The organism is Variovorax sp. 3319 (genome assembly GCF_031456585.1).
Taxonomy (GTDB): Bacteria; Pseudomonadota; Gammaproteobacteria; order Burkholderiales; family Burkholderiaceae_C; genus Variovorax; species Variovorax paradoxus_P.
Genome location: NZ_JAVDUZ010000005.1, coordinates 57131 through 80444 on the forward strand (window position 1 = coordinate 57131; position 23314 = coordinate 80444).

The 23314-nt window shown below is 64.8% G+C and carries 34 protein-coding genes and 2 tRNA genes; 15 read left to right on the forward strand and 21 right to left on the reverse strand.

Annotation, left to right across the window (positions count from 1 at the left end; genetic code table 11):
* Window positions 1–75 precede the first annotated feature (75 nt).
* From uvrC to J2X67_RS11660, 3 genes are read left to right on the forward strand one after another with little or no spacing between them, the layout of a single operon-like run.
* Window positions 76–2037, forward strand: coding sequence for an excinuclease ABC subunit UvrC (gene uvrC, locus J2X67_RS11650; protein ID WP_309953166.1), 1962 nt, complete (start codon window positions 76–78; stop codon window positions 2035–2037).
* Window positions 2038–2093: 56 nt separating this feature from the next.
* On the forward strand, window positions 2094–2660 hold the full coding sequence (gene pgsA, locus J2X67_RS11655) for a CDP-diacylglycerol--glycerol-3-phosphate 3-phosphatidyltransferase (RefSeq protein ID WP_309953167.1): 567 nt from the start codon (window positions 2094–2096) through the stop codon (window positions 2658–2660).
* On the forward strand, window positions 2657–3547 hold the full coding sequence (locus tag J2X67_RS11660) for a DMT family transporter (protein WP_309953168.1): 891 nt from the start codon (window positions 2657–2659) through the stop codon (window positions 3545–3547). Before pgsA ends, J2X67_RS11660 begins: the two co-directional genes overlap by 4 nt.
* Before the next feature lie 21 nt (window positions 3548–3568).
* Here J2X67_RS11660 and J2X67_RS11665 read toward each other — a convergent pair whose 3' ends face one another.
* Window positions 3569–4531, reverse strand: coding sequence for a LysR family transcriptional regulator (locus J2X67_RS11665; protein WP_309953170.1), 963 nt, complete (start codon window positions 4529–4531; stop codon window positions 3569–3571).
* Window positions 4532–4601: 70 nt separating this feature from the next.
* On the opposite strand from J2X67_RS11665, the gene J2X67_RS11670 reads away from it, so the two are divergent.
* The 6 genes from J2X67_RS11670 (at window position 4602) to J2X67_RS11695 (ending at window position 9954) form a co-directional block, all read left to right on the forward strand.
* Window positions 4602–5516 (forward strand): alpha/beta hydrolase, encoded by a 915-nt coding sequence (locus J2X67_RS11670; RefSeq protein WP_309953171.1) that lies wholly within the window; start codon window positions 4602–4604, stop codon window positions 5514–5516.
* On the forward strand, window positions 5513–6598 hold the full coding sequence (locus J2X67_RS11675; RefSeq protein ID WP_309953173.1) for a tartrate dehydrogenase: 1086 nt from the start codon (window positions 5513–5515) through the stop codon (window positions 6596–6598). Before J2X67_RS11670 ends, J2X67_RS11675 begins: the two co-directional genes overlap by 4 nt.
* A 213-nt stretch (window positions 6599–6811) precedes the next feature.
* A complete protein-coding gene (locus tag J2X67_RS11680; protein ID WP_007830705.1) occupies window positions 6812–7084 on the forward strand; it encodes an HU family DNA-binding protein in 273 nt (90 codons plus the stop codon).
* Between the two features lie 27 nt (window positions 7085–7111).
* Window positions 7112–7187: transfer RNA gene (locus tag J2X67_RS11685), tRNA-Val, on the forward strand.
* Between the two features lie 75 nt (window positions 7188–7262).
* Window positions 7263–9173, forward strand: a complete 1911-nt coding sequence (locus J2X67_RS11690; RefSeq protein ID WP_309953175.1) for a SurA N-terminal domain-containing protein — start codon at window positions 7263–7265, stop codon at window positions 9171–9173.
* A 106-nt stretch (window positions 9174–9279) separates the two neighbouring features.
* Entirely contained in the window at window positions 9280–9954 is a 675-nt protein-coding gene (locus J2X67_RS11695; protein ID WP_309953176.1) for a histidine phosphatase family protein, read from the forward strand.
* Window positions 9955–9979: 25 nt separating this feature from the next.
* On the opposite strand, the gene J2X67_RS11700 is transcribed toward J2X67_RS11695, so the two are convergent.
* Together J2X67_RS11700 and J2X67_RS11705 are read right to left on the reverse strand one after the other, a co-directional pair.
* Window positions 9980–10312 carry a hypothetical protein gene (locus J2X67_RS11700; protein WP_309953178.1) on the reverse strand — a complete coding sequence of 111 codons (333 nt, stop codon included), beginning with the start codon at window positions 10310–10312 and terminating at the stop codon, window positions 9980–9982.
* Window positions 10313–10331: 19 nt separating this feature from the next.
* Window positions 10332–10580, reverse strand: a complete 249-nt coding sequence (locus tag J2X67_RS11705) for a GlsB/YeaQ/YmgE family stress response membrane protein (RefSeq protein WP_281150088.1) — start codon at window positions 10578–10580, stop codon at window positions 10332–10334.
* Window positions 10581–10791: 211 nt separating this feature from the next.
* Here J2X67_RS11705 and J2X67_RS11710 point away from each other — a divergent pair, with 211 nt between their 5' ends.
* Window positions 10792–11424 (forward strand): YbhB/YbcL family Raf kinase inhibitor-like protein, encoded by a 633-nt coding sequence (locus J2X67_RS11710; protein ID WP_309953180.1) that lies wholly within the window; start codon window positions 10792–10794, stop codon window positions 11422–11424.
* 73 nt (window positions 11425–11497) lie between these two features.
* A tRNA-His gene (locus J2X67_RS11715) sits at window positions 11498–11573 on the forward strand.
* Between the two features lie 53 nt (window positions 11574–11626).
* On the opposite strand, the gene J2X67_RS11720 is transcribed toward J2X67_RS11715, so the two are convergent.
* Genes J2X67_RS11720 through J2X67_RS11760 form a run of 9 tightly spaced genes read right to left on the reverse strand, consistent with a single transcriptional unit; the run spans window position 11627 to window position 16689 of the window.
* Complete coding sequence (locus tag J2X67_RS11720) at window positions 11627–12136, reverse strand: HNH endonuclease (protein WP_309953182.1); 510 nt, start codon at window positions 12134–12136, stop codon at window positions 11627–11629.
* Complete coding sequence (gene xerC / locus J2X67_RS11725; protein WP_309953183.1) at window positions 12133–13194, reverse strand: tyrosine-type recombinase/integrase; 1062 nt, start codon at window positions 13192–13194, stop codon at window positions 12133–12135. The genes J2X67_RS11720 and xerC overlap by 4 nt, the downstream gene beginning before the upstream one ends.
* A complete protein-coding gene (locus J2X67_RS11730; protein WP_309953185.1) occupies window positions 13194–13415 on the reverse strand; it encodes a DUF4224 domain-containing protein in 222 nt (73 codons plus the stop codon). Before J2X67_RS11730 ends, xerC begins: the two co-directional genes overlap by 1 nt.
* Before the next feature lie 51 nt (window positions 13416–13466).
* Entirely contained in the window at window positions 13467–13670 is a 204-nt protein-coding gene (locus tag J2X67_RS11735) for a hypothetical protein (RefSeq protein ID WP_309953187.1), read from the reverse strand.
* Window positions 13667–13966: a hypothetical protein gene (locus J2X67_RS11740; protein WP_309953189.1), complete on the reverse strand. Its 300-nt coding sequence runs from the start codon at window positions 13964–13966 to the stop codon at window positions 13667–13669. Before J2X67_RS11740 ends, J2X67_RS11735 begins: the two co-directional genes overlap by 4 nt.
* Window positions 13963–14256, reverse strand: a complete 294-nt coding sequence (locus J2X67_RS11745) for a hypothetical protein (protein WP_309953191.1) — start codon at window positions 14254–14256, stop codon at window positions 13963–13965. The genes J2X67_RS11740 and J2X67_RS11745 overlap by 4 nt, the downstream gene beginning before the upstream one ends.
* Window positions 14253–15326, reverse strand: a complete 1074-nt coding sequence (locus J2X67_RS11750) for a hypothetical protein (protein ID WP_309953193.1) — start codon at window positions 15324–15326, stop codon at window positions 14253–14255. The genes J2X67_RS11745 and J2X67_RS11750 overlap by 4 nt, the downstream gene beginning before the upstream one ends.
* On the reverse strand, window positions 15323–16009 hold the full coding sequence (locus J2X67_RS11755; protein ID WP_309953195.1) for a zinc-finger-containing protein: 687 nt from the start codon (window positions 16007–16009) through the stop codon (window positions 15323–15325). Before J2X67_RS11755 ends, J2X67_RS11750 begins: the two co-directional genes overlap by 4 nt.
* Window positions 16006–16689 carry a hypothetical protein gene (locus J2X67_RS11760; protein WP_409050492.1) on the reverse strand — a complete coding sequence of 228 codons (684 nt, stop codon included), beginning with the start codon at window positions 16687–16689 and terminating at the stop codon, window positions 16006–16008. The genes J2X67_RS11755 and J2X67_RS11760 overlap by 4 nt, the downstream gene beginning before the upstream one ends.
* An 86-nt stretch (window positions 16690–16775) precedes the next feature.
* Here J2X67_RS11760 and J2X67_RS11765 point away from each other — a divergent pair, with 86 nt between their 5' ends.
* Genes J2X67_RS11765 through J2X67_RS11775 form a run of 3 tightly spaced genes read left to right on the forward strand, consistent with a single transcriptional unit; the run spans window position 16776 to window position 18326 of the window.
* Window positions 16776–17423 (forward strand): hypothetical protein, encoded by a 648-nt coding sequence (locus tag J2X67_RS11765; RefSeq protein WP_309953199.1) that lies wholly within the window; start codon window positions 16776–16778, stop codon window positions 17421–17423.
* Window positions 17424–17663, forward strand: a complete 240-nt coding sequence (locus J2X67_RS11770; protein WP_309953201.1) for a hypothetical protein — start codon at window positions 17424–17426, stop codon at window positions 17661–17663.
* Window positions 17664–17714: 51 nt separating this feature from the next.
* Window positions 17715–18326 (forward strand): hypothetical protein, encoded by a 612-nt coding sequence (locus J2X67_RS11775; protein ID WP_309953203.1) that lies wholly within the window; start codon window positions 17715–17717, stop codon window positions 18324–18326.
* 59 nt (window positions 18327–18385) lie between these two features.
* Here the strand turns inward: J2X67_RS11775 and J2X67_RS11780 are convergent, their stop codons facing one another.
* From J2X67_RS11780 to J2X67_RS11820, 9 genes are read right to left on the reverse strand one after another with little or no spacing between them, the layout of a single operon-like run.
* Window positions 18386–18577: a hypothetical protein gene (locus tag J2X67_RS11780; RefSeq protein ID WP_309953205.1), complete on the reverse strand. Its 192-nt coding sequence runs from the start codon at window positions 18575–18577 to the stop codon at window positions 18386–18388.
* A gap of 2 nt (window positions 18578–18579) precedes the next feature.
* Window positions 18580–18867 carry a KTSC domain-containing protein gene (locus J2X67_RS11785; protein ID WP_309953207.1) on the reverse strand — a complete coding sequence of 96 codons (288 nt, stop codon included), beginning with the start codon at window positions 18865–18867 and terminating at the stop codon, window positions 18580–18582.
* Window positions 18868–18889: 22 nt separating this feature from the next.
* Window positions 18890–19987, reverse strand: a complete 1098-nt coding sequence (locus tag J2X67_RS11790) for a hypothetical protein (protein WP_309953208.1) — start codon at window positions 19985–19987, stop codon at window positions 18890–18892.
* Between the two features lie 8 nt (window positions 19988–19995).
* The gene (locus J2X67_RS11795) at window positions 19996–20919 is read right to left on the reverse strand and encodes a YqaJ viral recombinase family protein (RefSeq protein ID WP_309953210.1); all 924 of its coding nucleotides are present in this window, start codon (window positions 20917–20919) and stop codon (window positions 19996–19998) included.
* The gene (locus J2X67_RS11800; RefSeq protein WP_309953211.1) at window positions 20916–21731 is read right to left on the reverse strand and encodes an ERF family protein; all 816 of its coding nucleotides are present in this window, start codon (window positions 21729–21731) and stop codon (window positions 20916–20918) included. Before J2X67_RS11800 ends, J2X67_RS11795 begins: the two co-directional genes overlap by 4 nt.
* Window positions 21728–21967 (reverse strand): hypothetical protein, encoded by a 240-nt coding sequence (locus J2X67_RS11805; RefSeq protein ID WP_309953213.1) that lies wholly within the window; start codon window positions 21965–21967, stop codon window positions 21728–21730. The genes J2X67_RS11800 and J2X67_RS11805 overlap by 4 nt, the downstream gene beginning before the upstream one ends.
* Window positions 21964–22422, reverse strand: coding sequence for a hypothetical protein (locus J2X67_RS11810; protein ID WP_309953215.1), 459 nt, complete (start codon window positions 22420–22422; stop codon window positions 21964–21966). Before J2X67_RS11810 ends, J2X67_RS11805 begins: the two co-directional genes overlap by 4 nt.
* The gene (locus J2X67_RS11815; RefSeq protein WP_309953216.1) at window positions 22419–22541 is read right to left on the reverse strand and encodes a hypothetical protein; all 123 of its coding nucleotides are present in this window, start codon (window positions 22539–22541) and stop codon (window positions 22419–22421) included. The genes J2X67_RS11810 and J2X67_RS11815 overlap by 4 nt, the downstream gene beginning before the upstream one ends.
* The gene (locus J2X67_RS11820; protein WP_309953218.1) at window positions 22538–22738 is read right to left on the reverse strand and encodes a hypothetical protein; all 201 of its coding nucleotides are present in this window, start codon (window positions 22736–22738) and stop codon (window positions 22538–22540) included. The genes J2X67_RS11815 and J2X67_RS11820 overlap by 4 nt, the downstream gene beginning before the upstream one ends.
* Window positions 22739–22894: 156 nt before the next feature.
* Here J2X67_RS11820 and J2X67_RS11825 point away from each other — a divergent pair, with 156 nt between their 5' ends.
* The gene (locus J2X67_RS11825) at window positions 22895–23263 is read left to right on the forward strand and encodes a hypothetical protein (protein WP_309953219.1); all 369 of its coding nucleotides are present in this window, start codon (window positions 22895–22897) and stop codon (window positions 23261–23263) included.
* Window positions 23264–23314: the final 51 nt, after the last annotated feature.

Below are 23314 nucleotides of genomic sequence, written 5' to 3' on the forward strand. Positions count from 1 at the left end.
CCGGAGTCCTGCAAGGGCGGTGGCCGTGCCGGCCGCCGGCCCTTTCGCTTTCTTCAGCGCGCCACAATAGCCGCCATGTCAGACGTGCATTCCGATCAATTGCTCAGCGAAGTTGCGGCGTTGCCGCAGCTGCCGGGCGTCTACCGCTATTTCGACGCAGCCGGCGCGGTGCTCTACGTGGGCAAGGCGCGCAACCTGAAGAAGCGGGTTGCCAACTACTTCCAGAAGAGCCATGGCGGCACGCGCATCGGCCACATGATCTCGAAGATCGCGCGCATGGAGACCACCGTGGTGCGCTCCGAGGCCGAGGCGCTGCTGCTCGAGAACAATCTCATCAAGACGCTCAAGCCGCGCTACAACATCCTGTTTCGCGACGACAAGAGCTATCCGTACCTGAAGATCGCTTCGCACGAGTTTCCGCGGCTGGCCTACTACCGCGGTGCGGTCGACAAGAAGCATCGCTACTTCGGGCCGTACCCGAGCGCCTGGGCGGTGAAGGAATCGATCCAGCTGCTGCAGAAGGTGTTCAAGCTGCGCACCTGCGAAGACACGGTGTACGCCAACCGCACACGGCCCTGCCTGCTGTACCAGATCAAGCGGTGCACCGGACCCTGCGTGGGCTACATCACGCCTGAAGCGTATGCGCAGGACGTGGCCAGCGCCGAAGCCTTTTTGATGGGCGACACCCAACTCGTGCTGTCCAAGCTCGAGGCGCGCATGACCGACCACGCCGAGAAGCTCGAGTTCGAGCAGGCCGCCGAGTTGCGCAACCAGATGTCGGCAATATCGCGCGTGCTGCACCAGCAGTCGATTGAAATTGCCTCCGACAAGGACGTGGACATCCTCGCCGTCAAGGTGCAGGGCGGCAAGGCCTGCGTCAATCTGGCGATGGTGCGCGGCGGCCGGCACCTGGGCGACCGCGCCTACTTTCCCGTGCATGTGGAAGACGCCGCGCAAATACACCATGGCGAGCTCGATGCGGAGGAGGGCGTGGTGCCAGCGCCGGCCGATTCGATCGAGGTGCAGGTGCTGGAAGCCTTTATTGCCCAGCACTACATCGACGTGCCGGTGCCCGCCACCCTGGTGCTGAGCCATCTGGTCGGCCGCGAGTTGATCGAGGCCATTTCGCAGCAGGCCGGCTCCCGCGTGACCGCCGTGTTCCAGCCGCGCGAGCAGCGCCGGCATTGGCTCGAAATGGCCGAGACGAACGCGGGCCTGCAGCTCGCACGTCTCCTGGCCGAAGAAGGATCGCAGCAGGCGCGCACCCGCGCGCTGGCCGACGCGCTCGAACTCGCGCCCGACGACCTCGACAACTTCCGCATCGAGTGCTTCGACATCTCGCACACGGCGGGCGAGGCCACGCAAGCATCCTGCGTGGTGTTCGAACACCACACCATGCAGAACCGCGAATACCGCCGCTACAACATCGAGGGCATCACCCCCGGCGACGACTACGCCGCGATGCGCCAGGTGCTGCACCGCCGCTACGGCAAGCTTGCCGAGGCCATGGCGGCAGAGACCGACGCGCCGCCCATGGGCGATGCCGCGGGCGCGGGCAGCGACGCGCCGGCAAGGACCAAGGCCGCGCGCATGCCCGACCTGGTGCTGGTCGATGGCGGCAAGGGCCAGGTGTCGATGGCGCGCGAAGTGTTCAGCGAACTGGGCCTGGCGCTCTCGCTCATCGTGGGGGTCGAGAAGGGCGAGGGCCGCAAGGTCGGGTTGGAGGAACTGGTGTTTGCCGACGGCCGCGAGAAGGTCTACCTGGGCAAGGACTCCGCCGCGCTGATGCTGATTGCGCAGATCCGCGACGAGGCGCACCGTTTCGCCATCACCGGCATGCGGGCCAAGCGCGCCAAGGTTCGCGTGGGCGGCAGCCAGCTCGAGGACATTCCCGGCATCGGCCCGAAGCGCCGGGCGCGCCTGCTGCAGCGTTTCGGCGGCATTCGCGGCGTGGCGGCCGCGAGCGTCGAAGACATCGCATCGGTCGAAGGCATTGCCACCGATCTTGCCGAGGAAATCTATCGCGCACTGCACTGACGCCGATTTGCCCCCTGGCTTTCGGCCCGTCACGCGTGCATGACACAATCGCCCGCATGTTCTGGACCCTCCCGACCATCATGACCTGGACGCGCATCGTCGCGATTCCATTGATTGTTGGCGTGTTCTACCTGCCGATGGCCGAGCCGACGCGCAACCTGATTGCCACGGTGATGTTCATCGTCTTTGCCGCCACCGACTGGCTCGACGGCTACCTGGCGCGCAAGCTCAACCAGACCTCGGCCTTTGGCGCCTTCCTCGATCCTGTGGCGGACAAGTTCCTGGTGTGCGCCGCGTTGCTGGTTCTGGTGCACCTGCAGCGTGCCGACGTGTTCGTGGCGCTGATCATCATCGGCCGTGAGATCGCCATCTCGGCGCTGCGCGAATGGATGGCGCGGATCGGCGCCGGCAAGAGCGTGGCGGTCCATATGATCGGCAAGGTGAAGACCACTGTGCAGATGGTCGCGATCCCTTTCCTGCTTTATGACGGGAGTCTGTTCAAGGTCATCGACACGGGCCTCTGGGGCCAGTGGCTGATCTGGATCTCGGCGGTGCTCACCGTGTGGTCGATGGTCTATTACCTGCAGAAGGCCATTCCCGAGATTCGGGCGCACAGCAAATGACGGCGGCGGCCGCCGGACCGGGTGGCTCGGGCTGGCTGCGTGCCATGCCTGCAGTCTTCGTGCTCATATGGAGCACGGGTTTCATCGTTGCGCGCTACGGCATGCCCTATGCGCCGCCGCTCAAGTTCCTGGCCGTGCGCTATGCGCTTTCTTTCGCGTGCTTCTGCATCTGGGTCGCGATGGCGCGGGTTGCTTGGCCCAAGGCGCGGGCGCAGTGGGGGCACCTTGCGGCCACCGGCGTGTTGATGCAGGCGGGGTATCTGGGCGGCGTGTGGGCGGCCGTGCATGCGGGCATGGGCGCGGGGCTTGTGGCGCTGATGGTCGGCGTTCAGCCGGTGCTGACAGCCATCTGGCTTTCATTCACCGGCGGTCGCATCTCGCAGCGCCAATGGGGCGGGCTCGTCCTGGGTTTTGCGGGCCTGGTGCTCGTGGTTTCGCGCAAGTTCGGGCAGGGCACCGAGGTCAGCGCGCTGACGATGGGGCTCGCGGTGATGGCGCTCCTTTCGATAACCGCCGGCACGCTGTATCAGAAGCGCTTCGTCGCGCCCTGCGACGTTCGAAGCGCAAGCGCCGTGCAGATGGCGGCGGCGTTGCTCGTGACGCTGCCCTTTGCCGCGATGGAATCGCAAGGCATCGAATGGAACGTGTACTCGACCGGCGCAATGGCCTGGTCGGTGCTGGCGCTCTCACTCGGCGGGAGTTCGCTGCTCTATATGCTGATTCAGCGCGGCACGGCCACCGCGGTCACGAGCCTGCTCTACCTGGTGCCCCCGTGCACGGCGGTGATGGCCTGGCTGCTGTTCCGGGAGCCGATTACGTTGGTGACCCTGCTCGGCATCGGGCTGACTGCGGCGGGCGTGAGCCTGGTGGTGCGCAGCGAACGCTGACCTCTTCCTGGCGCGCCTCTTTCAGCGCGCCGAGCCGGCCTTGCCCGGTTTCCAGGGCTCGCCGCGAAACTGTTCCGCCAAATGGTCGAGCAGCAGGCGCACGCGGCGCGGCGTCTTGGGCCGCCATGGGGCAATCCAATGGATGTCGGCGTCGGGCATGGCGTAGTGGGGCAATACGCGCACCAGCTCGCCAGAAGCCAGCTGCGGCGCAATGTCCCACAGGCTGCGCAGCATGATCCCGTGTCCGGCCAGGCACCAGTCGCGCACCATTTCGCCGGAATTGCTCGTCAAAGGCCCCTGGACGCGCACGCGTGCCGTGCTGCCGTCGCGCACGTGGCGCAGCGTCCATAGCGCGAACTGGTGCTGGTTGACCTCGCCGTTCTCTCGCGCCACCAGGCAGTCGTGCGTGCCCAGCGCGTCGACCGAGGCGGGCATGCCGTGCCGCTCTATATATGCGGGCGACGCAGCAAGCACGCGCTGGTTGCGAGCAATGCGGCGCGTCACCCAGTCGGCCGCTCGGCGTTGCTGCACAGCCCAGAGCCAGAGCGCGCCGTCATAGCCTTCGGCGCCAAGGTCGGGAAGCCGCTCGGTCAGGAGCAGTTCGATCTGCAGCCCGGAGTGCCGTGCCTGGAAGCTTGCCAGCGCGGGGCCGAGCCAGCGCCGGCCGAAGCCGAACGTGGCTGCCAGCCGTATCGTGCCGACGAGTTCGTTCTGCCGCTCGCCGAGTTCGCTTTCGAGCGCTGCAAAACCTTCAAGCAGCGTTTTTGCATGCAGGCAAATCGCCTCGCCCTCAGCCGTGACGCTGAGCCGGCGCGTGGTGCGTTCGAACAGCCGCTGGCCCAGGCGTGCTTCGAGCGCACCAAGCCGCTTGGTCACCACGGAGGGCACCACGTTAAGCGTGGCGGACGCGCCTGCGAGGCTGCCCTGGTCGCGGATGGCCATCACCAGCTCCAGGTCGCCCCGGTCCATCGACAATGGATTCATGCAGGATTGGAAAGTATGAATTGGCTTATTGTTGCTTGATGGCTGCGGCAGCGCAACGCACAATCGGCGCGTGACAGCTTCTTTCTTCGACTTTCCTGAATTCGACATCGAGCGCAACGGTGTTCGCGTCCATGGCCGCATCGGCGGTCGCGGCGCGCCCTTGTTGCTTTTGCACGGACATCCGCAGACTCACCTGATCTGGCATCGCGTGGCGCCGGCGCTGGCCGAGCGGTTCACGGTGGTGGCGGTAGACCTGCGCGGCTATGGCGAATCGGGGCGGCCCGCAGACGACGCCGAACATGCGGCCTATAGCAAGCGCGAGATGGCGCTCGATGCGCTTGCCGCCATGCGGCACCACGGCTTCGAGCGTTTCGGCGTGCTCGCACACGATCGCGGCGCGCGCGTGGCGCACCGCCTGGCGGCAGACCATGCCGCTGCGGTCGACCGCATGATGCTGCTGGACATCGCGCCCACGCTCTCGATGTACGAGAACACCACCGAGGCGTTTGCCCGCGCTTACTGGCACTGGTTCTTCCTGATTCAGCCGCCACCACTGCCCGAGGCGCTGATTGCCTCCGACCCAGTGCGCTACCTGCGCAGCGTGATGGGTGGGCGCCATGCGGGGCTCGCGCCTTTTGCGCCCGAGGTGCTGGCCGAGTACGAGCGCTGCGCCGCAATTGCGGGCACGGCCGAGTCCATTTGCGGCGACTACCGTGCTTCCGCCACCATCGACCTGGTGCACGACCGTGCCGACATCGCCGCCGGCCGCCGGCTCGAGCAACCCTTGCGCGTGCTCTGGGGGGAGCATGGCGCAGTGGGCAAGTGCTTCGACGTGCTGGCGCTCTGGGGCGAATGCGCCCGGCAGATTTCGGGCCGCGCATTGCCTTGCGGCCACTACGTTCCAGAGGAGGCCCCCGGCGAACTGCTTGCCGAGGCTCTCCAGTTTTTTTCTCCCCCTCTTCAGCAAGAAGGAACCAGATCATGACCACCCACAGAATCGCAGTCATCGCCGGTGACGGCATCGGCAAGGAAACCATGCCCGAAGGCCTGCGCGTGGTCGATGCCGCGGCGCGCAAGTTCGGTATCGACCTGAAGTTCGACCACTTCGATTTCTCCAGCTGGGACTACTGCGAGAAGCACGGCAAGATGCTGCCCGACAACTGGAAGGACCAGATCGGCGGCCACGATGCGATCTACTTCGGCGCAGTGGGCTGGCCCGAAAAGATTGCCGACCATGTGTCGCTCTGGGGTTCGCTGCTGTTGTTCCGCCGCGAGTTCGACCAGTACATCAACCTGCGGCCCGCGCGGCTGATGCCCGGCATCATCGCTCCTGTGGTGCGCCGTGACGGCACCCCGCGAGAGCCGGGCGAGATCGACATGTACATCGTGCGCGAGAACACCGAGGGCGAATACTCCAGCATCGGCGGTCGCATGTACGAAGGCACGCCCAGGGAGATCGTGGTGCAAGAAACGGTGATGTCGCGCGTGGGCGTCGACCGGGTGCTCAAGTTCGCTTTCGAGCTGGCGCAGTCGCGCCCCAAGAAGCACCTGACCAGCGCCACCAAGTCGAACGGCATCTCGATCACCATGCCTTACTGGGACGAGCGCGTGGCAGAAATGGCCAGGAACTACCCGGGTGTGAAGCTCGACAAGTTTCACATCGACATTCTCACGGCCCACTTCGTGCAGCGGCCCGACTTCTTCGATGTGGTGGTGGCCAGCAACCTGTTCGGAGACATCCTGTCCGACCTTGGCCCTGCGTGCACCGGCACCATCGGCATTGCGCCCAGCGCCAATCTGAACCCCGAGCGCACCACGCCTTCGCTGTTCGAGCCGGTGCACGGTTCGGCGCCAGACATCGCTGGCAAGGGCATCGCCAACCCCATCGGGCAGATCTGGTGCGGCGCAATGATGCTCGAGTTCCTTGGGCACAAGGAGGCTCACGACGCGATTCTTGCCACCATCGAAAAGGTGCTCGCGCCCCAAAGCGGAGCACCGCGCACGCCCGACATCGGCGGAAACGCGAGCACCAGCGACCTTGGCAAGGCAATTGCCGAAGCGCTTTAAATAGAGTTCACGAAACGCCCCTAAAATCGCGCGCTCCGCTGTTCTGCATGGCCTCGTGTCGTATTGACACCCTGCAGACCAGTGGTTGTAATCCTCGCTGGCAGCGCGCTGCCGAGGCGTCAGTCCTGCCAAATTTCTTGCGCCGCGTCATTTCGTGGCCGGGGTCGCACTGACGAAAGCCGACCAACTTTATTTCTTCGACAAGGGGCCCTTGTGAACAAGACCGAACTGATTGAGCACATCGCAAAAAACGCCGATATTTCCAAGGCAGCCGCCACGCGCGCGCTTGAATCCACCATCGGCGCCATTCGTACCACGCTCAAAAAAGGCGGCTCCGTGTCGCTGGTCGGTTTCGGCACTTTCGCTGTTGGCAAACGGGCCGCTCGCACCGGCCGCAATCCCCGGACCGGCGACGCGATTAAAATCAAGGCAGCCAAGATTCCGAAGTTCCGTCCGGGCAAGGCGCTGAAAGACGCGCTCAACTAAGACGTAGACTAGGAGAGTTTCCCGGTGGGGTGCTTAGCTCAGTTGGTAGAGCGGCGCCCTTACAAGGCGTAGGTCGGGGGTTCGAGCCCCTCAGCACCCACCACCACCGATCCAAAGGCGAACACAGGTTCGCCTTTTTTATTGCCGTTCGACATCCGTCGCTAGAGAGTGTTCAAGCATGTTTGATTTCTTCCGCAAGTACAACAAGATCGTCATGATTTTCTTGTTCTTGCTGATCATTCCCTCGTTCGTCCTCTTTGGCGTGGACCGCTACCAGGGCTCCGGCAACGAGGAAAAGGTTGCGCGTGTCGATGGCCACAACATCACCCGTTCCGAATGGGATATGCAGCACCGCAACGAGGTCGACCGCATTCGGCAGCAGTCGCCCAACGTCGATCCGACGCTGCTCGATTCCGACGTGATGCGTTATGCCACGCTGGAGCGGCTGGTGCGCGACCGCGTGCTCGCGGCGGCTGCAGCCAAGTCGAACATGACCATTTCCGAAGAGCGTCTGTCCCGCATCTTTGCGCAGGACTCCGGCCTTGCAGCATTCCGCACGCCCGACGGAAAGTTTGACCGAGAGACCTTTCAGCGCGTGACCGGCCGCACGCCGGAGCAGTACGAAGCCTCGATGCGTGCCGACCTTGCAACGCAGCAGGTGCTGCTGGGCATTTCGGGTACGGCATTCACGCCGCCTGCACTGGCAGCCGCCACCATCAACGCTTTTTACGACAGCCGCGAAATCCAGGTGGCGCGCTTCGCCCCGGAGAGCTTTGCGTCGAAGGTAACGATCAGCGATGCCGACATCGAGACTTACTACAAGGACCACACGGCACAGTTCCAGGCGCCCGAGCAGGCCAGCATCGAATACCTTGTGCTCGACCTCGAGGCAGCCAAGAAGAACGTGTCGGTGAACGAGGCCGACCTCAAGTCTTACTATGAACAGAACAAGGCGCGCTTCGGCACCAAGGAAGAGCGCCGCGCCAGCCACATTCTCATTACCGCGCCGGCCAGCGCATCGGCGGCCGATCGCGAGAAGGCCAAGGCAAAGGCCGAGCAGCTGCTGGCTGAAGTGAAGAAGGCGCCGGCTACTTTTGCCGATGTTGCGCGCAAGAACTCTCAAGACCCGGGCTCTGCCGAAAAAGGCGGAGATCTCGATTTCGTGACCCGCGGCGCCATGGTCAAGCCATTCGACGATGCGATGTTCGCGCTCAAGAAGGGCGACATCAGCGACCTGATCGAAACCGAGTTCGGCTACCACATCATTCGCCTGACCGACATCAAGCCGGCTGTGGTGCCTCCGTTCGAGCAGGTGCGCGCCACCATCGAGAACGACGTTCGTGCACAGCAGGCAACGCAGGAGTTCGCAAAGGCTGCAGAAGCCTTCACCGATGCGGTGTACCAGCAGCCGGACAGCCTCAAGCCGGCGGCCGAGAAGCTGAAGCTCACCATCCAGACGGCCGCCAATGTGGCCCGCACGCCGGCACCGGGTGCCACCGGCCCGCTGGCGAGCCGTAATTTCCTGAGCGCGTTGTTTGCTCCCGATTCGCTGGAGCGCAAGCAAAACACCGAAGCCATCGAGGTCGGCTCGAACCAGCTGGCGTCCGGCCGTGTGACGCAGTATTCGCCCGCACATCCTGTTCCCCTGGCCGAAGTGAAAGACAAGATCCGTGCACAGCTCGTTACCGAGCGCGCAGCGGTGCTGGCCAAGGCCGAAGGCGAAGCCAAGCTCGCCGCCTGGACCACGAAAGCCGACGATGCGAGCTTCGGCACGCCGCTTACCGTTTCGCGCCGCGAATCGAAGAACCAGCCCCTCACGGTCATCGATGCCGCACTGCGCGCCGACGCATCGAAGCTGCCCGCGTTGGTGGGCGTCGATCTGGGTACCCAAGGCTATGCGGTGGTTCGCGTGACCAAGGTTGTTCCGCGCACGGCGTCGGCACCTGAGCAGGCGCAGCAAGAGAACGCGCAAATCGGCCAGTCGGTGGCAGCCGCGGAGGACGTTGCGTACTACAACCTGCTGAAGGAACGCTTCAAGGCCGAGATCCTCGTGCCGAAGCCGGCCGACACGCTGCCGGTAGCACGCTGACCCACAAGCGCGCCGTGTCGCGTCCGGGTCAGCGGCGCGACGCCGGCACGGCGTTTCGTCGCACGAGGGACAAGCGCGCAATGCGCTTGTCGCCAGAATCGTGTGCATGGGAACCCTCTACCTCGTGCGCCATGGGCAGGCCAGTTTTGGCGCTGCCGACTACGACAACCTGAGCGAACTTGGGCACAAGCAGTCGGTGCGCCTGGGTGAATACTGGCGCGAACGCGGCATGCATTTCGATGCCGTGATCACCGGCACCTTGAAGCGCCATCGGCAAACCTGGGAGGGCATTGCCAAGGGGCTCGGCCTGCAGCGCGACGACGTGCTCCCGTGGCCAGGGCTCAATGAGTACGACAGCGAAGCCGTCATTGCCACCATTCATGAAGGCAAGCTCGAGAAACCGGATTCGCCCGAGATGTACCGGCACCACTTTCGCCTTTTGCGCGACGGCCTCGGGGCCTGGATGCAAGGCAAGACCCAACCCGCCGGCATGCCGAGCTATGTCGATTTTCTGGCGGGCGTGACGACGGCGCTCGACCATGTGCGCGACCGTCATCATGGCGCCAAGGTGCTTGTGGTGTCGAGCGGCGGGCCGATCAGCACAGCGGTGGGCCACGTGCTTGGCACGAGCCCGGAAACCACCATCGAACTCAATCTTCGTATCCGCAATACCGCGGTGACGGAGTTTGCATTTACGCCCAAGCGCCACATGCTGGTGACGTACAACACGCTGCCGCATCTGGACGCTCCGGCTTACGAAGGCTGGGTCACCTACACTTGACCCCCCGAGGGCGCGGGGCGTCAGATCAGGCCTGCCAGACGCCATAGCCGTTCGCGCGCAGCCTGATGCCGAGCTCTACCTCCATCGAACGCGCGTCTTCGTAGCTCATGGGGTTGTAGCGTTCGTAGAGCGCCGGCAACAGCCGAAGGCCGAATTCCTGCACGAAGCTGTTCGCCTGTATGCCGGCTTTGTGCTTGTCGAAGCGAATGTCGGGATCGAGCCCGGTCATTCCGACATAGACGAAAGGCTTGCCGAGTTGATAGTCGGGATTGGCCCGCCGGAAGCGGCCATGGTTCCAAACGCGATCGTCAAGCTCGACCACGTAGACATGATGCTTGGCTCTTGTCTTGCGCGGCATCAGTGCGCACTGCGCAAAATCAGCTCTTGCGCTTGATGAGGCCGTAAAGAATGAGCAGCACGATCGCGCCGAGCACCGATGCGATGAAGCCGGCTCCCTGGCCTGCGGTGTACCAGCCCATGGCTTGGCCGACATAGGTCACGATCAATGAACCTGCAACGCCGATCAACGTGGTCACGATGAAGCCCGCGGAATCATCGCCCGGCTTGACTGCCCGCGCGACGAGACCCACGATGAACCCGATCAGAATAGTCCAGACGATGCTCATGAAGAAGTTCCTTTGGCGGTGAATTGAAGTCAAGCGGTAAAAGCGTGCCTGGTCGATTCAGGCGGAGACCATGATAGCGGAGCAAAACCGCCGCCAAGAGCAGGAAAGCACATCGAATCGGCGATCGAGAAATTTGACGCGGACTACAGCCATCTCTCGCTTGCAGCCGCGTCCTACAGGGTGAGCTGGCGCGCGGGGCTATACCGAAAGCATGCTCGAAAAGTTGCCTGAAGTCATCGGCCATGCATTGCACGGAATGCGTGCGGGTCTGGACAAGATTATTTTCAATACGCTCGGCATGCGGCAGGGGACGGCCTCGATTGCGCTGACCAGCGTGGCCTTTGCGGACCATGGACCGCTGCCTTCGCGTTACACGGCCGACGGCGAGGGCTTGTCGCCGCCGCTTCAATGGGCCGGCCTGCCGGCGGAAACAACCTCGTTGGTGCTGGTGGTCGAGGATGCCGATTCCCCGACGCCCAATCCGCTGGTGCATGCGATCGTCGTAGGGTTGCGGCCGAGCGATGGAAAGCTCGACGAGGCTGCCATTCCCGGTGGCGACAACGAAGGAGCCACCGGCCTGCATGTCGGGCGCAACTCCGGGCTGCAGGCTGCATGGCTCCCGCCCGATCCTCCGCCGGGGCACGGCGCGCACCGCTATGCTTTTCAATTGTTTGCGCTGGACAGCGCGCCGCCGTTCTCCTCGACGCCAGGGCGTGACGAGATAGTTGAGGCGCTGCGTGAGCACGCGCTCGCCAGCGGCCTGCTGATCGGCACCTGCGAAAGGCCGGATGGTTCCATCAAGATCGAGCAAGGCGCTCCGGCGGGCCCTTTGGCGGCGGGTTGAAAGGATTTCAGGGGTTCCCGATGGCTTGGTGGGCAAAACGGACTTTTTTGCCGCTACAATTGCGGGCTCTTCGGTGGCTGTAGCTCAGCTGGTAGAGTCCCAGATTGTGATTCTGGTCGTCGTGGGTTCGAGTCCCATCAGCCACCCCAAAATTTCGCGCATGTAGCCTCGCTACTCTGCTATCGCAAAGATAGCGGCGCCGCTACCGACCCGGCTCCTTATTCCCACCGTGGGAATTCGCCGCTGTCAGCCAGGCCCAGTTCCTGCCGGTCTTAATGTCACGGACGCTCCACTTGCTGACATTGAATCTCTTTCCAATTGCGGCGTAAGACCCAATTGAATTGAATATCTCCAATACTTCGGCTTCGGTCAAAACCGCGCGTCCGTTTTCCTCGCCTTTTGCTCCGCGATCTTTTGCAGCACGGTCCGCATTGTTGTCGCGCTGACGGGCCGCAATCACGTGGTCGGGGTGGCAGCATGGCGGGTTGTCGCACGAGTGCATGACCACCTCACCCGGTTTTAAGGACTCGCGGTTGAAGCGCTCCCAGGCCGTGCGGTGCACACGCTCTCGGCCCTCGTAACCGTAGCCGTCCGAATCCACCGGGCCCTTCCATGGCCAGCAGGCCTCGGGCCCGCCCGACATGTCGACCTGGGACCAGAAAGGCGATTCGGCGGCGCCGGCCATGATGCTTTCGACGGTGTGCGGGGTCATAGCGATGTGCGGCGTACCTCTCTGTTGCGGTCGTACACCTTAGCCGTGGTCGCGGGATTGGTGTGCAGGTCGGGCAGTTCACCGTGCACCTGCTTGTGAAGCGTCGCGTAATAGGCGCGCAGGTCGTGGAAAGTGAATCTGTCGCTTTCGGCCAACACCTTTTTCTCTATTGCGAGAACCACGCAGCGCTGCCAAAGCGTCTTGAATCCGCGGGCCGAGTAGGCGTTATTGTCGCGGGTAGGAAACACATACAGGCAGTCCACGCCGCGCTGCAGGTGCAGCTCATGTAGGCGGTCCAGGAGCGCGCCGAGCGCCGGCGTGATCGCGATGATTTCCACGATCCGCTCCCGCTTCTTGCCGCGCTGCTTCGCACGGAAAACGCGGATTTCGCCTGCCTTCCGGTCGACCTGGGGCCATGTGAGGGGCAGGAATTCGACTTTCCGATTCCCGGCCAGGCTGGCGTATTCCGCGGCCATGCCGATGATTTGGCGCTGCGGCGTCTGCTCGCCCAGCCACTTCAGGAATCGCGCAAGCACGGCGGGATCTGGCGCCTCGGTGCGTGCCTCGCTGCCGTGCGGCTCGACTCCGATGGTGCTGTTGATCGTGCACACGCCGAGCTTGATGGCGTGGCCGAAAAGCCGCGAAAGCAGGCTTTTTTCGATGTCGGCGCGCCGGGGCGACCCCGCGCGCTCGATGTGCACATAGTGCGCCACCACGGTGGTGGTGATTTCGGTCATGTGCATGTGGCCGAGCCGATCGTCGATCTGCTTCCACGCCAGCGCGTAGTCATCCCGGGTGCCTTGTGTAAGTTTTTTCCAACGTGGCGACTCTTGGAACCTGGTCCACACCCATCGGAGGGTGCCCATGCCGTCCCCAGGCGCTCCGCCGTTCATGTCCAACACCTTGCGCAGCGCGGCCGCGAGGTCCGTCCCGAGGTTGATCGGCTTGCCACCGACCGGATGGAACCGGTAGGTGACCGTTTTGCCGTTGGACCACGGCCGGGCCTCCATGCGCGGCAGCAGCCCGGCCGCCGACGCGCGATCTCGAACCCTGCCCATCAGCGTGCTCCCACCGGTGTTTTCCAGCGCGGACCGTTGCTCGCAGCTGGCGGCGTCGATGTAGCGGCAGGACCATACAGGCGCGCCCACTCGATGCGCGCTACTAGAGGCCTGCCGTTGGGCCTCCGGTCGACGCGGAGCCCGAGCCGGCGCAGATGGCGCACCTTGGCCGCGTTCTGGGTCAGACCGTGGCAGATCAGGTCGATTTCTTCGTCGCTCATGTCGGGGCGATTCGGGTCTGTAGTCATGTAAAAAAATGCAAAAGTGCCGGATCAGACTTCTTGAGTGTTGCCCTCGGAAGGCGCCGTGGTGGGTTCCGGGTCGCCGCAGATCCAGACCAGGTCGGCGCGCGGCAGCGTGCGCTCTGCGGGGAACGGCCAGCCGGGTGTATGAGTGCGAAGCAGCACCAGGTCGCCGGTGCGCTCCAGTTCAACGCCGAACGCGTCTTCGCCTTTCACCTTGAAAGTGCGCGTCACGCGGTGGCTCCCCGGTGCGGCTGCTCGTAGGGGCTGCGGACCCGGCTCCGCTTCGCATAGAGCGCCGCGCGCGTGAGCGGCGGTCGCGGCATGTTCGCGCCGGGGCCCGCGAAGTAGATGGCGATCGGCTTTCCTCCGCGCGGCTGCTGCAGCCAGTCGCCTATGTGGGCTTCGCGCCCGGCCAGCACCAGGGTGCCGAGCTCGATGCTCACGGTCTTGATGCTGCGCTGCACACGCTGGGCGATCTGCGCTTGCGTGCCTGGCATCGCGCTGATGATGGTGGCGCGGCAGCTCATGTGCCGGCCCCGGCAAGGTACGCATCAATGGCGCGGCAGACCACGATGCGGTCGTCGCTGTGAATCGCGTCGCGGCCGATGCCCTCGACCGTGCGCCAGATGCCGACCTGAGAGCCAGGCTTTCTGCGGTTGTCGAAGATCACGGGTACACCACGATAGAGCCAGCGGTTCACGTCGCCTGTCGGCTGCATGGTGAAGTCTTCGCCCCCGGCGCGCGCGGGGCAGACGGGCGGCGCCGAGGGTTTCGGCGCAGCGGCCGGCTCAATGTCTGCAAAGAGGTCGAAGGTCATGGGCCGGCTCTCTCTGCCCGCGGCTGCACGGCCGGCGAGAGGGCGGTGGGCAATGGCGAATGCTTTGGCTTGGCGGCCTGCTTCGCGCGAATCTTCGCGGTGATGTCTGGCGCATTGATCCGCGCCAGTTCAGTTTCGCCCGCGGCGTGCATGTCGAGGCCTTGCGCCAGACACAGCGCGGCGAGCGTGACCATGACGCCGCCGACCTCCTGCGCCTTCTCGCCCACCGGCCGCGCGAAGACATAGTCGACAAGCTGGTGCGCTTCGCTGGCAGTGCAGCCGCAGGCCTGCACCAGCTCGAGCGCCTCTTCGATGAACCGGTGATTTCGCTCCTCGCGGTCGCCGGCAATCATTTCGCCGAAGCATGCCAGCAGCCAAGGCTGCACGCGCTTCTGAAACGGCTGCTCGCCCTTGAGCGCTGCGACGATGCGGCGCTGCTCGCTGCCGGCATGGATGACTGCGAGCAGCCTGTCGTCGGTGACAGCGCGCACCTCGGTGTCAGCATAGAGAGCGTTGAACTTCCACGCCGCGTTCATCGCCGCCGCCTGCTGCACGGGCGCATCGACGCTATCGCCTGCGGGAGGGGCTTCTTCCTCATCGCGCAAAGGGGTTCCGCGCAGGGCCATGGCCGCTACGGTGCCGTCTTCAACGGTGGCGGTGCCGGCCTCGTCGCACCAGAAGTTCGACGGCTCGCCGCTCACGGTGTCCCACGCGTCTTCTTCGGCGATGTTGAAGTGGCTGCGGTCGGCGTAGAACTGGAGCGCTTCGCGCCAGCCTTCCGGCTCTGCCCGCTGCACGGTGGTGGGCTGGGTGAGGGCGGCGCGGTGGCCTTCCACGTAGGCGTCCGCGCTCTCACCTGGATACTCGTGACCATGGGTACGCGCCCATGCCCGGCCGACTTCACGAAGCGCTTCGCTCGAGACGTCCGGTGTTGCGGCGATTAGCGCGAGGCCCTTCATGTCGAGCTGACCGTGATAGATCGCGTGGTCGTAGCCTGCTGCGCGCAGCAACTGCGCGATTTCTGCGTGCGCGGCCGGGCTGATTTCCAAGAGGGCGGAGGTATGCGTCATGCTGCTTTTTCCTTCTGGTGATGGGCGATCCACTGCTGCACAGCGCGAGCGGCGGCGACATAGGCTTCGCTGGGGGTTTTCGTGATCTCTTGGCCGGGCCGGTAGGTCCGCCAGATGTCGTCGCGCAGCGCCTTCGGCAGCGTGAACCAGTGCGGGCTGCAGCCCCACATGGCGGGCGGAACCGCTCGTGAGCAGCCGGGCCAGTGGCAGGTGTGGCGGTGTGCCGGCGCGGCGCCGCGGGCTTTGATGGCCGCAAGGACGGCGCGGCACTGGTCGACGCCGAACCACCCGATATGGCATTCCGCGACGTTCTCGATGCCCAGCGCGGCCGCGAGCCAGCCGTAGGCGGCCGTGCGGGTCATCTGCGCACCGTCGCCTTCCCACAGCGGGTTGAAGGCTGCTTTCGCCTCCTTCCGGGCCGCGCGGATCTCGGGCGTGGCCAAGGTGCCGAGCGGAATGCCGGTGAACGGGTGCAGGCCGACGTAGGAGTCGCAGCCTGTGCACATCAGGGCCCAGGGCCACTCGCCATACTCGCGGCCGCCGTAGATGGTGGCGTTCGAGCCGATCCAGACTTTGGAGCCGCAAGTCGGGCAGCAGTCCGGTACCGGCAGCGGGTTTTTCACGCGCGCGGTGGCGCGGCGCGATGGATTCCAAGGGGTGATGGGCTCGTGTGGCGCAGTCACGGCAACCTCCGGAACTCGATCACCCATACCCAGGGATTCGCGGCCCAGGTGCCGTCGCCGTTGATCGATTCCCACAGGAGCGCGTATCCGTTTGCCCAAGGGCGGTTAACGGTCTTCAGGGGCCAATCGAACAGATCGGCCGGGCCAGGCTCCCCGTCCCACGTCAGGCAGTCGCAGCCTTCGGCCTTTGCGTCCGCTTCGCTGATGTCCTGCAGGCGCTCGACGCGCACGCCGGTGATTTCGAGCGTGATGCGGCTGGCCCAGCGGAACATGTGAATGCCCGGCTTCCAGCCCTGCCGCGGCCGATCGTCGGCGTCTAGGTACTCGGGCCGCGGTCCGCCGTCGGCAGCGTAGCGGCAGTACTCCGGCTTCTGGAACGCCAACATGCTGCCTCCGCTCCGTTCAAAGGTGTCGCCGTCGACGAGCGGGCCTTGCCATGACTCGCGCACCCATAGCCTGTCCCCGATGCCGCCGTAGGGCATCACCTCCGGCACCAGCGCACCGATACCGATCTCGCCGAGCCGCTTGTGCTGGATGAAGGCGCCGCCGGCGAAAGCGGGGTGCTCTACCGGCTGCGGCTTCACCACACGCCGCGTCTGCGTCTTGCTGCCGTCGAGCAGCGCGCGCACCATGTGTGCGGAGAACAAGATCGGCCGCTCTACCGCAGTGGTTGCCGGCATCTGAATCGGCTGATACTCGTTGGCTTGGATGCGCCGGGGGGAGGTGTCGAGAAGTTGCATACTCAGATCCTCTGGAGGACGAAGAGATGAAGAGGGAACTGGGAACGACCGGCGCGTCGATCGGCGCGACCGTGCTCGCATGCCTGTTCGGTGGGTTGGCGCTGGCGATCTATCCAGGCTGGGCGGCAATTGGCCACTGGAGCGAAAGGGCAGACGCTCCAGCTTGGGTACAAGCGGTGGGGTCTGTTGCAGCAATATTGGCTGCCGTCGGAATCGCTGCATGGCAGCGGCATGCCGACAAGAAAGAAGCGCAAAGGACCGCTCGCGCTACCGTAATGGTGGTCGGAGCATCCACCGATTCGAAGGTGCATACGCTGATTGCCACGGCTACAGCAATGCTCGCCGAACACACGCTTCCGGGTCACCCAACGGCAGTTGAGCGAGCGCGCCACTTTCAAATTCTCTTCGCCAAGGCTGAGTTGCCTACGGAACAGCAAATGCTGCTTTTGGCGGGCGCGGTCCCGAATGCAGCCGCGACCATGGCCAACGGAGTGGCGGCGTTGAAGAAGGTGATCCTCCTCCTCGACTACGTCGTTTCTGCACCCACACTCACCACGCTCAACGAAAAAAACCTCTTGGGTCACTATCTCAGCACAAGACAAAACTTGGTCTTGGGCTTGAGATACCTCGAGTCGGCGCGTGCCGAGTTGCTCGCCTTTGCCAACGAGCAATAAATGGCCAAGCCGACCCGTACCGCCGCGCAGCTGAAGCAGATGTTGGTCATGCGCATCGAGGCGCTGCCAGGCCTTCGAGGTCAGCAGACCGACGTGCACCGTGGCGGGGTGATCGGAATCCCAGCGGAGGAAGGCGGGCCCAACTGGACCGTTCGCGTTGTCAGCGACCGAGGCACGCACCGCGCAGACATCGCGCAGATCATCCGCACGCTGCAGATGCAGTTCGACCTGGAGGATTGAGGCAGCAGCTGCGGCGCGCGATAGGATGCGCGCCAAACGAGGAGAACCGAAATGTCTGCGCCCGAGTACTGCTTTCTCTGGATCGATTGGTGGCCGCTGTGCATGACCAAAGCGGAGTGGTCGGGCTGGGTGCAGGCGATTGGAGCCGTGATCGCCATCCTCGCTGGAGCCTACGCCGTTTGGTACCAGGTCCGAAAGGCTCGGGTTGCCACATTGGAGTTCCAGCGTGCAGATGACGTCCGAAAGCTGAAGCTGATCGCGGTCGCCAACCTCGGGTGCATCCAGGCGCTGAAAGTAGCCAGGCTCCAAGTAGCTGACATTCAATTGTTCACAAGAACGTTTGAGGGTTTCCAAGCCCAGTGCGACGTCCTCGCCGAGGTACCGCTTCTTGAAATCCCTGATGTCTGGGTGGCGATGATTAAAAGCCGCGCAGTACAAGAGCGAGAGCGCTTGTCCGAGAAGATCGCGGCTGCACATAGTGCCAATGCGAGGATCGACGCGATTGAGTTGTCGCTCCGCGAGTTCGTTGAATGCGAGCGGGTTGTCGGTGCTGCTTTGGCTCAGCATGGAGCTGAACTTCCATACAGCACGCTCGTCGGTGCAGGAGGTATGGTCCTGCACCAAAGGCCCGACAGCTTTGAGCTCAAGGTGAGCCCCGGCTGACCTCTCCCGGCCATTCACGCGTCGCGCCTGCGCCAGGAACACTCGAGCTATGTGCCGGTTCACGCGGCACCGCCGATCGCTTGAGGCTGCGGATCGAGCTCGGCCAGCGCCCAGCGGAGCGCCGTGAGTTCGGCCTCGTCGTAGCTCAGCCGCTTCTCCACAGCTGCCTCGATCCGGCGCTGCAGGTGCGCTGCGCGGCGGCGCAGCATGCCGAGCCGCCGAGCGCGCTTCTTTTCGGAAATCGCGTGCATGGTCAGGCCGCCTGCGTCGCCGCGAACTTTTTAAACGGCAGCGACTTGATGCGCTGGCCGAAGAAAGTGCCGATGGACTCGGCGGCGAGGAAGTCGGCGTGCAGCTGCGGCTCGACGTTCTGGTACTGGTAGACGGTGCCGGGCCCGCGCGTGAAGGTCGCGGCGAGGGTCTTGCTCGCAGCGTCGTAGCCGATGGAGGCCAACTGGTTCGACTTCACCGGCTGCATCGCGATAACGATGAGCTCGGCCTCGCCGATGGGAGCCGGGGAGACGGAAGAGGGCTTGGACATGGGTGCTCCTGTCGGTAATGGATCAGGCCGCCAGCGGCTGCATATGCGCGGCCTTCGCCTCGGCGGCGCGGCGCGCGATGGCGTCGCAGATTTGCGGGAACTGGTGCTCGTGATAGAGCGTGGCGCCGCGCTCGCGGGCTGCGGGCTCGATGCCGAGAATGCGCAGCTGCTCGGCGGTCATGGTCCAGCCGAGGCGCGCGGCGATGTCGCCGATGCGGAGCGTGGGAGTGGTCACGGCGGCGGATTCGTTTGCCGCAGGCGCGACGGGAAGCGGCTGCTGGACTGGGGCTGGCGCGGCAACAGGATCGCGCATCGCGCGACCGGCCGAGTAGCTGGCCAGCGTCGGCCGCGGGCGCACCGGCTCGGCCTCTTGGCGCTGCTCTTCGACCTGATCGGCTGGCGCGTCGGTCGGCTCTGCTGCCGGCGCCGCGGCGGGCTGCTGGCGCTTCAGTTCGTCGAGTTGGGCCTGCAGCCGTTCGTTCTCCAGGCGCAGCGCCTCTGCTGCGGCGCGCTCGCGCGCTTCGGCGATCATCTTTTCCAGCGCGCGGATGGTCGCGTCCTTCTGTGCCGAGGCGCGCACTGCGAAGTCCGCGAAGACTTCCGCGCTCACGTCGATTTCCCGCACGTAGGCCAACCCGGCTTCGATGCGTTCGATGGGCAGCCCCTCGGCCATGACGACGTAGCCCTCGATCTTGGCGATGGCGTCCAGGTGCTTCTGCTTGCGCTCGGCTTCGATGCGCTCGCGCTCGGCCTTCTCCTCGGCCAGCTTCTTCTCGTGCGCCTTGATCTGGCCGTCGATGAAGGTTTCGACGGGCTCCACGATTTCGATCAAGCGCGTGGCCTCGTCTTCGATGACCTTCTTGCAGTCGTTGAGCTGGTCCTTCGTCTTGTCGCGCAGGCGCTGAACCGCGAACCGACCGGACTCGCGCAGCTCCAGGCGCGCGTCCTTGGCGGCCTTGAAGCCCTTGGGCGTGCTCATGTCGAAGACGACGTTGCGGTGGCGATCTGCCAGCGTGGTGACATCGGTCTCCAGTGGGGAGAAGAGAGCCAGGGCCGCCTGGGCGATGGAGTGCGGCTTGACGGCTACTTCGTTGGGGGTGGGGGTGGATACCTCGGACATAGGGCCTCTCAAAAGGGGTTGTCGACAACTGCATGGCCGCGTGCGGGCGCGGTGGGCTCGGGGAAGAGGGAGAACGTGGGTGCGGGCGCCGGAGCTGGCGCAGCGCTCGCTGCGGGTGCCGCGGGTGCATCTGCCGGCGCGACCTTGGGAGCTCCGGACATCTTTGCGGGCGTGCGCAGCACCTCGAGGTGGCTGTCCACCAGCCGCATGAAGCCGATCAGGTCGGCTTCAAGGGCGGCGATGGCCTCCTCATTGCGGTAGATGCGCTTAACGAACAGGTCTTTGCCGACCGGTTCGAGCCATGGGCAATAGACCACCAGGTCGCACCACTGGCGCCCCGTGATCCAGAGCCCGCCGTTGATCTGGTCGATGTATTCGAGGTGCGCCGTTTCGGGGCTGGCCCAGACCTGCCCCAGCTTGTCGCACGAGAACGGGCATTTGATTTCGACCATGCCTTCGTCGTCGATCAGGCCGTCGGACGAGTACCCGAACCGCTCGTCATCGGTCAGGATCAGGCTGACCTCCTCAACCAGCGCGCCCGTACGCTTCTCGTAGACCATGCGCGCCCTGGGTTCGAGATCCCGCCCGCGGCGCATTGCGTACGTGACGAATGTGTCGTCGAGCGGTTCGCGGCTGATCGTTTCGAAGGCCACGAGCCAGGCGTACTTGATCGCCGCGGCGCCGGGCTCTTCCGTCGGCTCGCCGTTCAGCGCCTTGGCGATGGCGCCCGCCACCGGCTTGGTCTTGTAACCGGCCTTGGCGCGCGCATCAGGCTCATCCATGCCCAGCTGCAGCGCTTCGACATAGAGGCGCTGCTGGTCGGTCAGGCCGCCCACCTTCTCGCGCGCCTCGCTGAAACGGGAGGCCGTGGCCACGCCACAGCGTGCCCGCAGCCAGTCTTCGCTGCCCTGGGTGTAGTTCAGCAGGATCACGAGGGGCGACCTCCTGCCTTCAGCTTCCGGCGGTGGGCGATGACTGCGTCCTTGAACTCGGTGTAGAGGTCGCGGCGCTTCGTATCCGCCAACGCGATGCAACCTTCTGCCCACAGCGACGCGGCTTCGCCATCGGTCTTGGTGCCCTGGAGGCGATGGAACAGCGAATCGGCGAGGCGATCCGCATCACTGACCTGCCGCGGGTCGTTGGGGCCGGGGCCGGCCCCGTTGCCGTCGTCGTCGTTCTCCCCGATGGCCACGTTGAAGATCAGCTTCAGCAGGTAGCGCTGGCCATAAGTCATGGCCGAGCCGAAGGCGTGGGTTTTGGTCATCACGTCGCCGCCCTTGGCGCCCTTGCCGTCGGCGGGCATGTCGCACTTGTAGGTGCGCATGTGGCCGGCCGCGTGCGAGACGTAGCAGAGGATTCGGACGTGGCCCGCCTGGTCGCTGGTGGCGGTGTCGAAGCTGAGCGCGAAGCCGTTCTTCGTGTAGATCGGGCGCAGGGCGCGGTTGAGCTGCGCGTAGCTGGCGTAAGTGCTGCGGGTCTGCGGATTGACCGCGTCAGCCGAAATTGGACCCATGGCGGCCTGGGCCTTTGTCATCGCCGCGTTGAACTTCTGCTCGTTGGCGCGGGCGTGCATGCGTTCGTGCATGCTCAACAGCCGCTCCATCTTGTCGATGTCGACGTTCGGGTCGTTGGCCGCCGCCGTGATGGCGTGCATGACCGTCGCAATCTCGTTGCGCGGCGGGAGGACCACATGCGCTTGCGGCGCGAGAACCTCCGGCTCTGGGCGGGCGAGTGCGGCTGTCACTTTGCGGTGCCCCAGAGAGCGAACCAGGATTCGCGCGGGCCCTCGCCGTACATGGCGAGCAACGCGGCGGGCAGGATGAGCAGCAATACCAGGGCGAGGACGATAAGGTTGTCGCGGCCGGTCGACGGGAACCATAGACCGCCGATGGATTCGTCGTTGGCTGCTGGCGGGAAGCCGGTCGGCGCGGCGGTTGTACCGGCCTGCGGGCGCGGAGGGTGGACGAGGCGAACGCTCACGATGCGATCCTTTCGTAGATGAGGAGGGTGATGACGAAGAGGCCGGCCAGGGCGGATGCGGCGATCACCGCCGCTTCTTCAACCTGTTGGCGGCGCGGCACTTCGACGAAGAGGCGGGCGGTGCTGGAGCGCTGCCCGGGCCCGAAGGCGTCCTCGAGCGAGCGAGGGAGGCGGCCGGGACTGTGGTCGTCTGCGTGCACGGTGCCCACCAACGTGGGCTGGCCAGCCGGCGCGGGGACAAGAGGGAAGGAGTAGCCGGGCGGCTTCTGGGCGTCTCCCTTGGCGATGGCGGTGCGCTGCTGTTCCCGATAGAGGGCGATGCAAAGCACGTCAGCCATGCAGCTAGCGCCGTCGACCAGCATGGCGTCAACGTGCGTGCCATCGGGCGTATCGTGGGAGTCCGTCAACGAGTTGTAGGACACCCATGGCCGCGGCGTGTGCTGCACGGTGCTCATGCCGCGCACCATTCAAGGGGAGCCATGGCGCGCTCGCGGCGCACCTCGGCGTAACGGCGCCGCATGGCGGCGATCTGGCGCTGGATTTCCAGCAGTTGAGCTTGCAAGACTGCCTTCATGCCAGCCTCGCCGAGCGGTTGTGGGAGAGCTCGAGGCTCAGGGCAGACGCGACCTGCAGCTGGTCCAGTGCGCCGGTGCCCTTGGCGAGCGCATAGGCGCGGTCGAAAGCGATCAGTTGCTCTTCAGTGAAGTCGGCGGCAGGCGGCGATACCGCGGCCGGCAGGGCGTGGGCAGTTCGTCCTGGGTTGTTGTGCATTTGCGCTCCTCGTAGGCCGATTGGTGGCCGTGAGAAGTAATTTAGCGAAACGCAAAATGGGTGTCAATAGCGAAACGCGAAAGAATTTGCGATACTTCGGCCGCGCCATGTCGGCGAACGCAAAAAAGCCCGCGCACGGCGGGCCTAGGAGTGCTTATGGATCTGTCAGAACGCGCGCAGGAGTTCCTGTGCTCCCTCGATCCCGAGGGTTTGGAGGTCGGCGATGGAAGCGATCACCTGCCGGTGTGGATCGGCGTCGACGCAGAGGCGGGCAAGGTCTTCAAGGTCTATGCCAGTGGCTTGGCCACGGGCTTTGGGAATGGGCGTCTGTCCATAGCGAACGGTCTGCAGCTTGCGCAGTGGCGGGTGCGGCAGGGTTCTCAGATTACTGCGGGCCGCCAGATTGTTCTCAGCGGAGAAAGTGGGCTTCGCATCGTCGAAGCTGATGCAGTACCGCTCAAGTCACCGGGGGATCCACTCTCCCACAATGGTGGTGCGGGCGACGCCATGCCCGTCGCCTCCTAGCTCATCCGATTTCGGGCCACGAAGCACCCAGAGCCGGTTCGGCCCGGACTC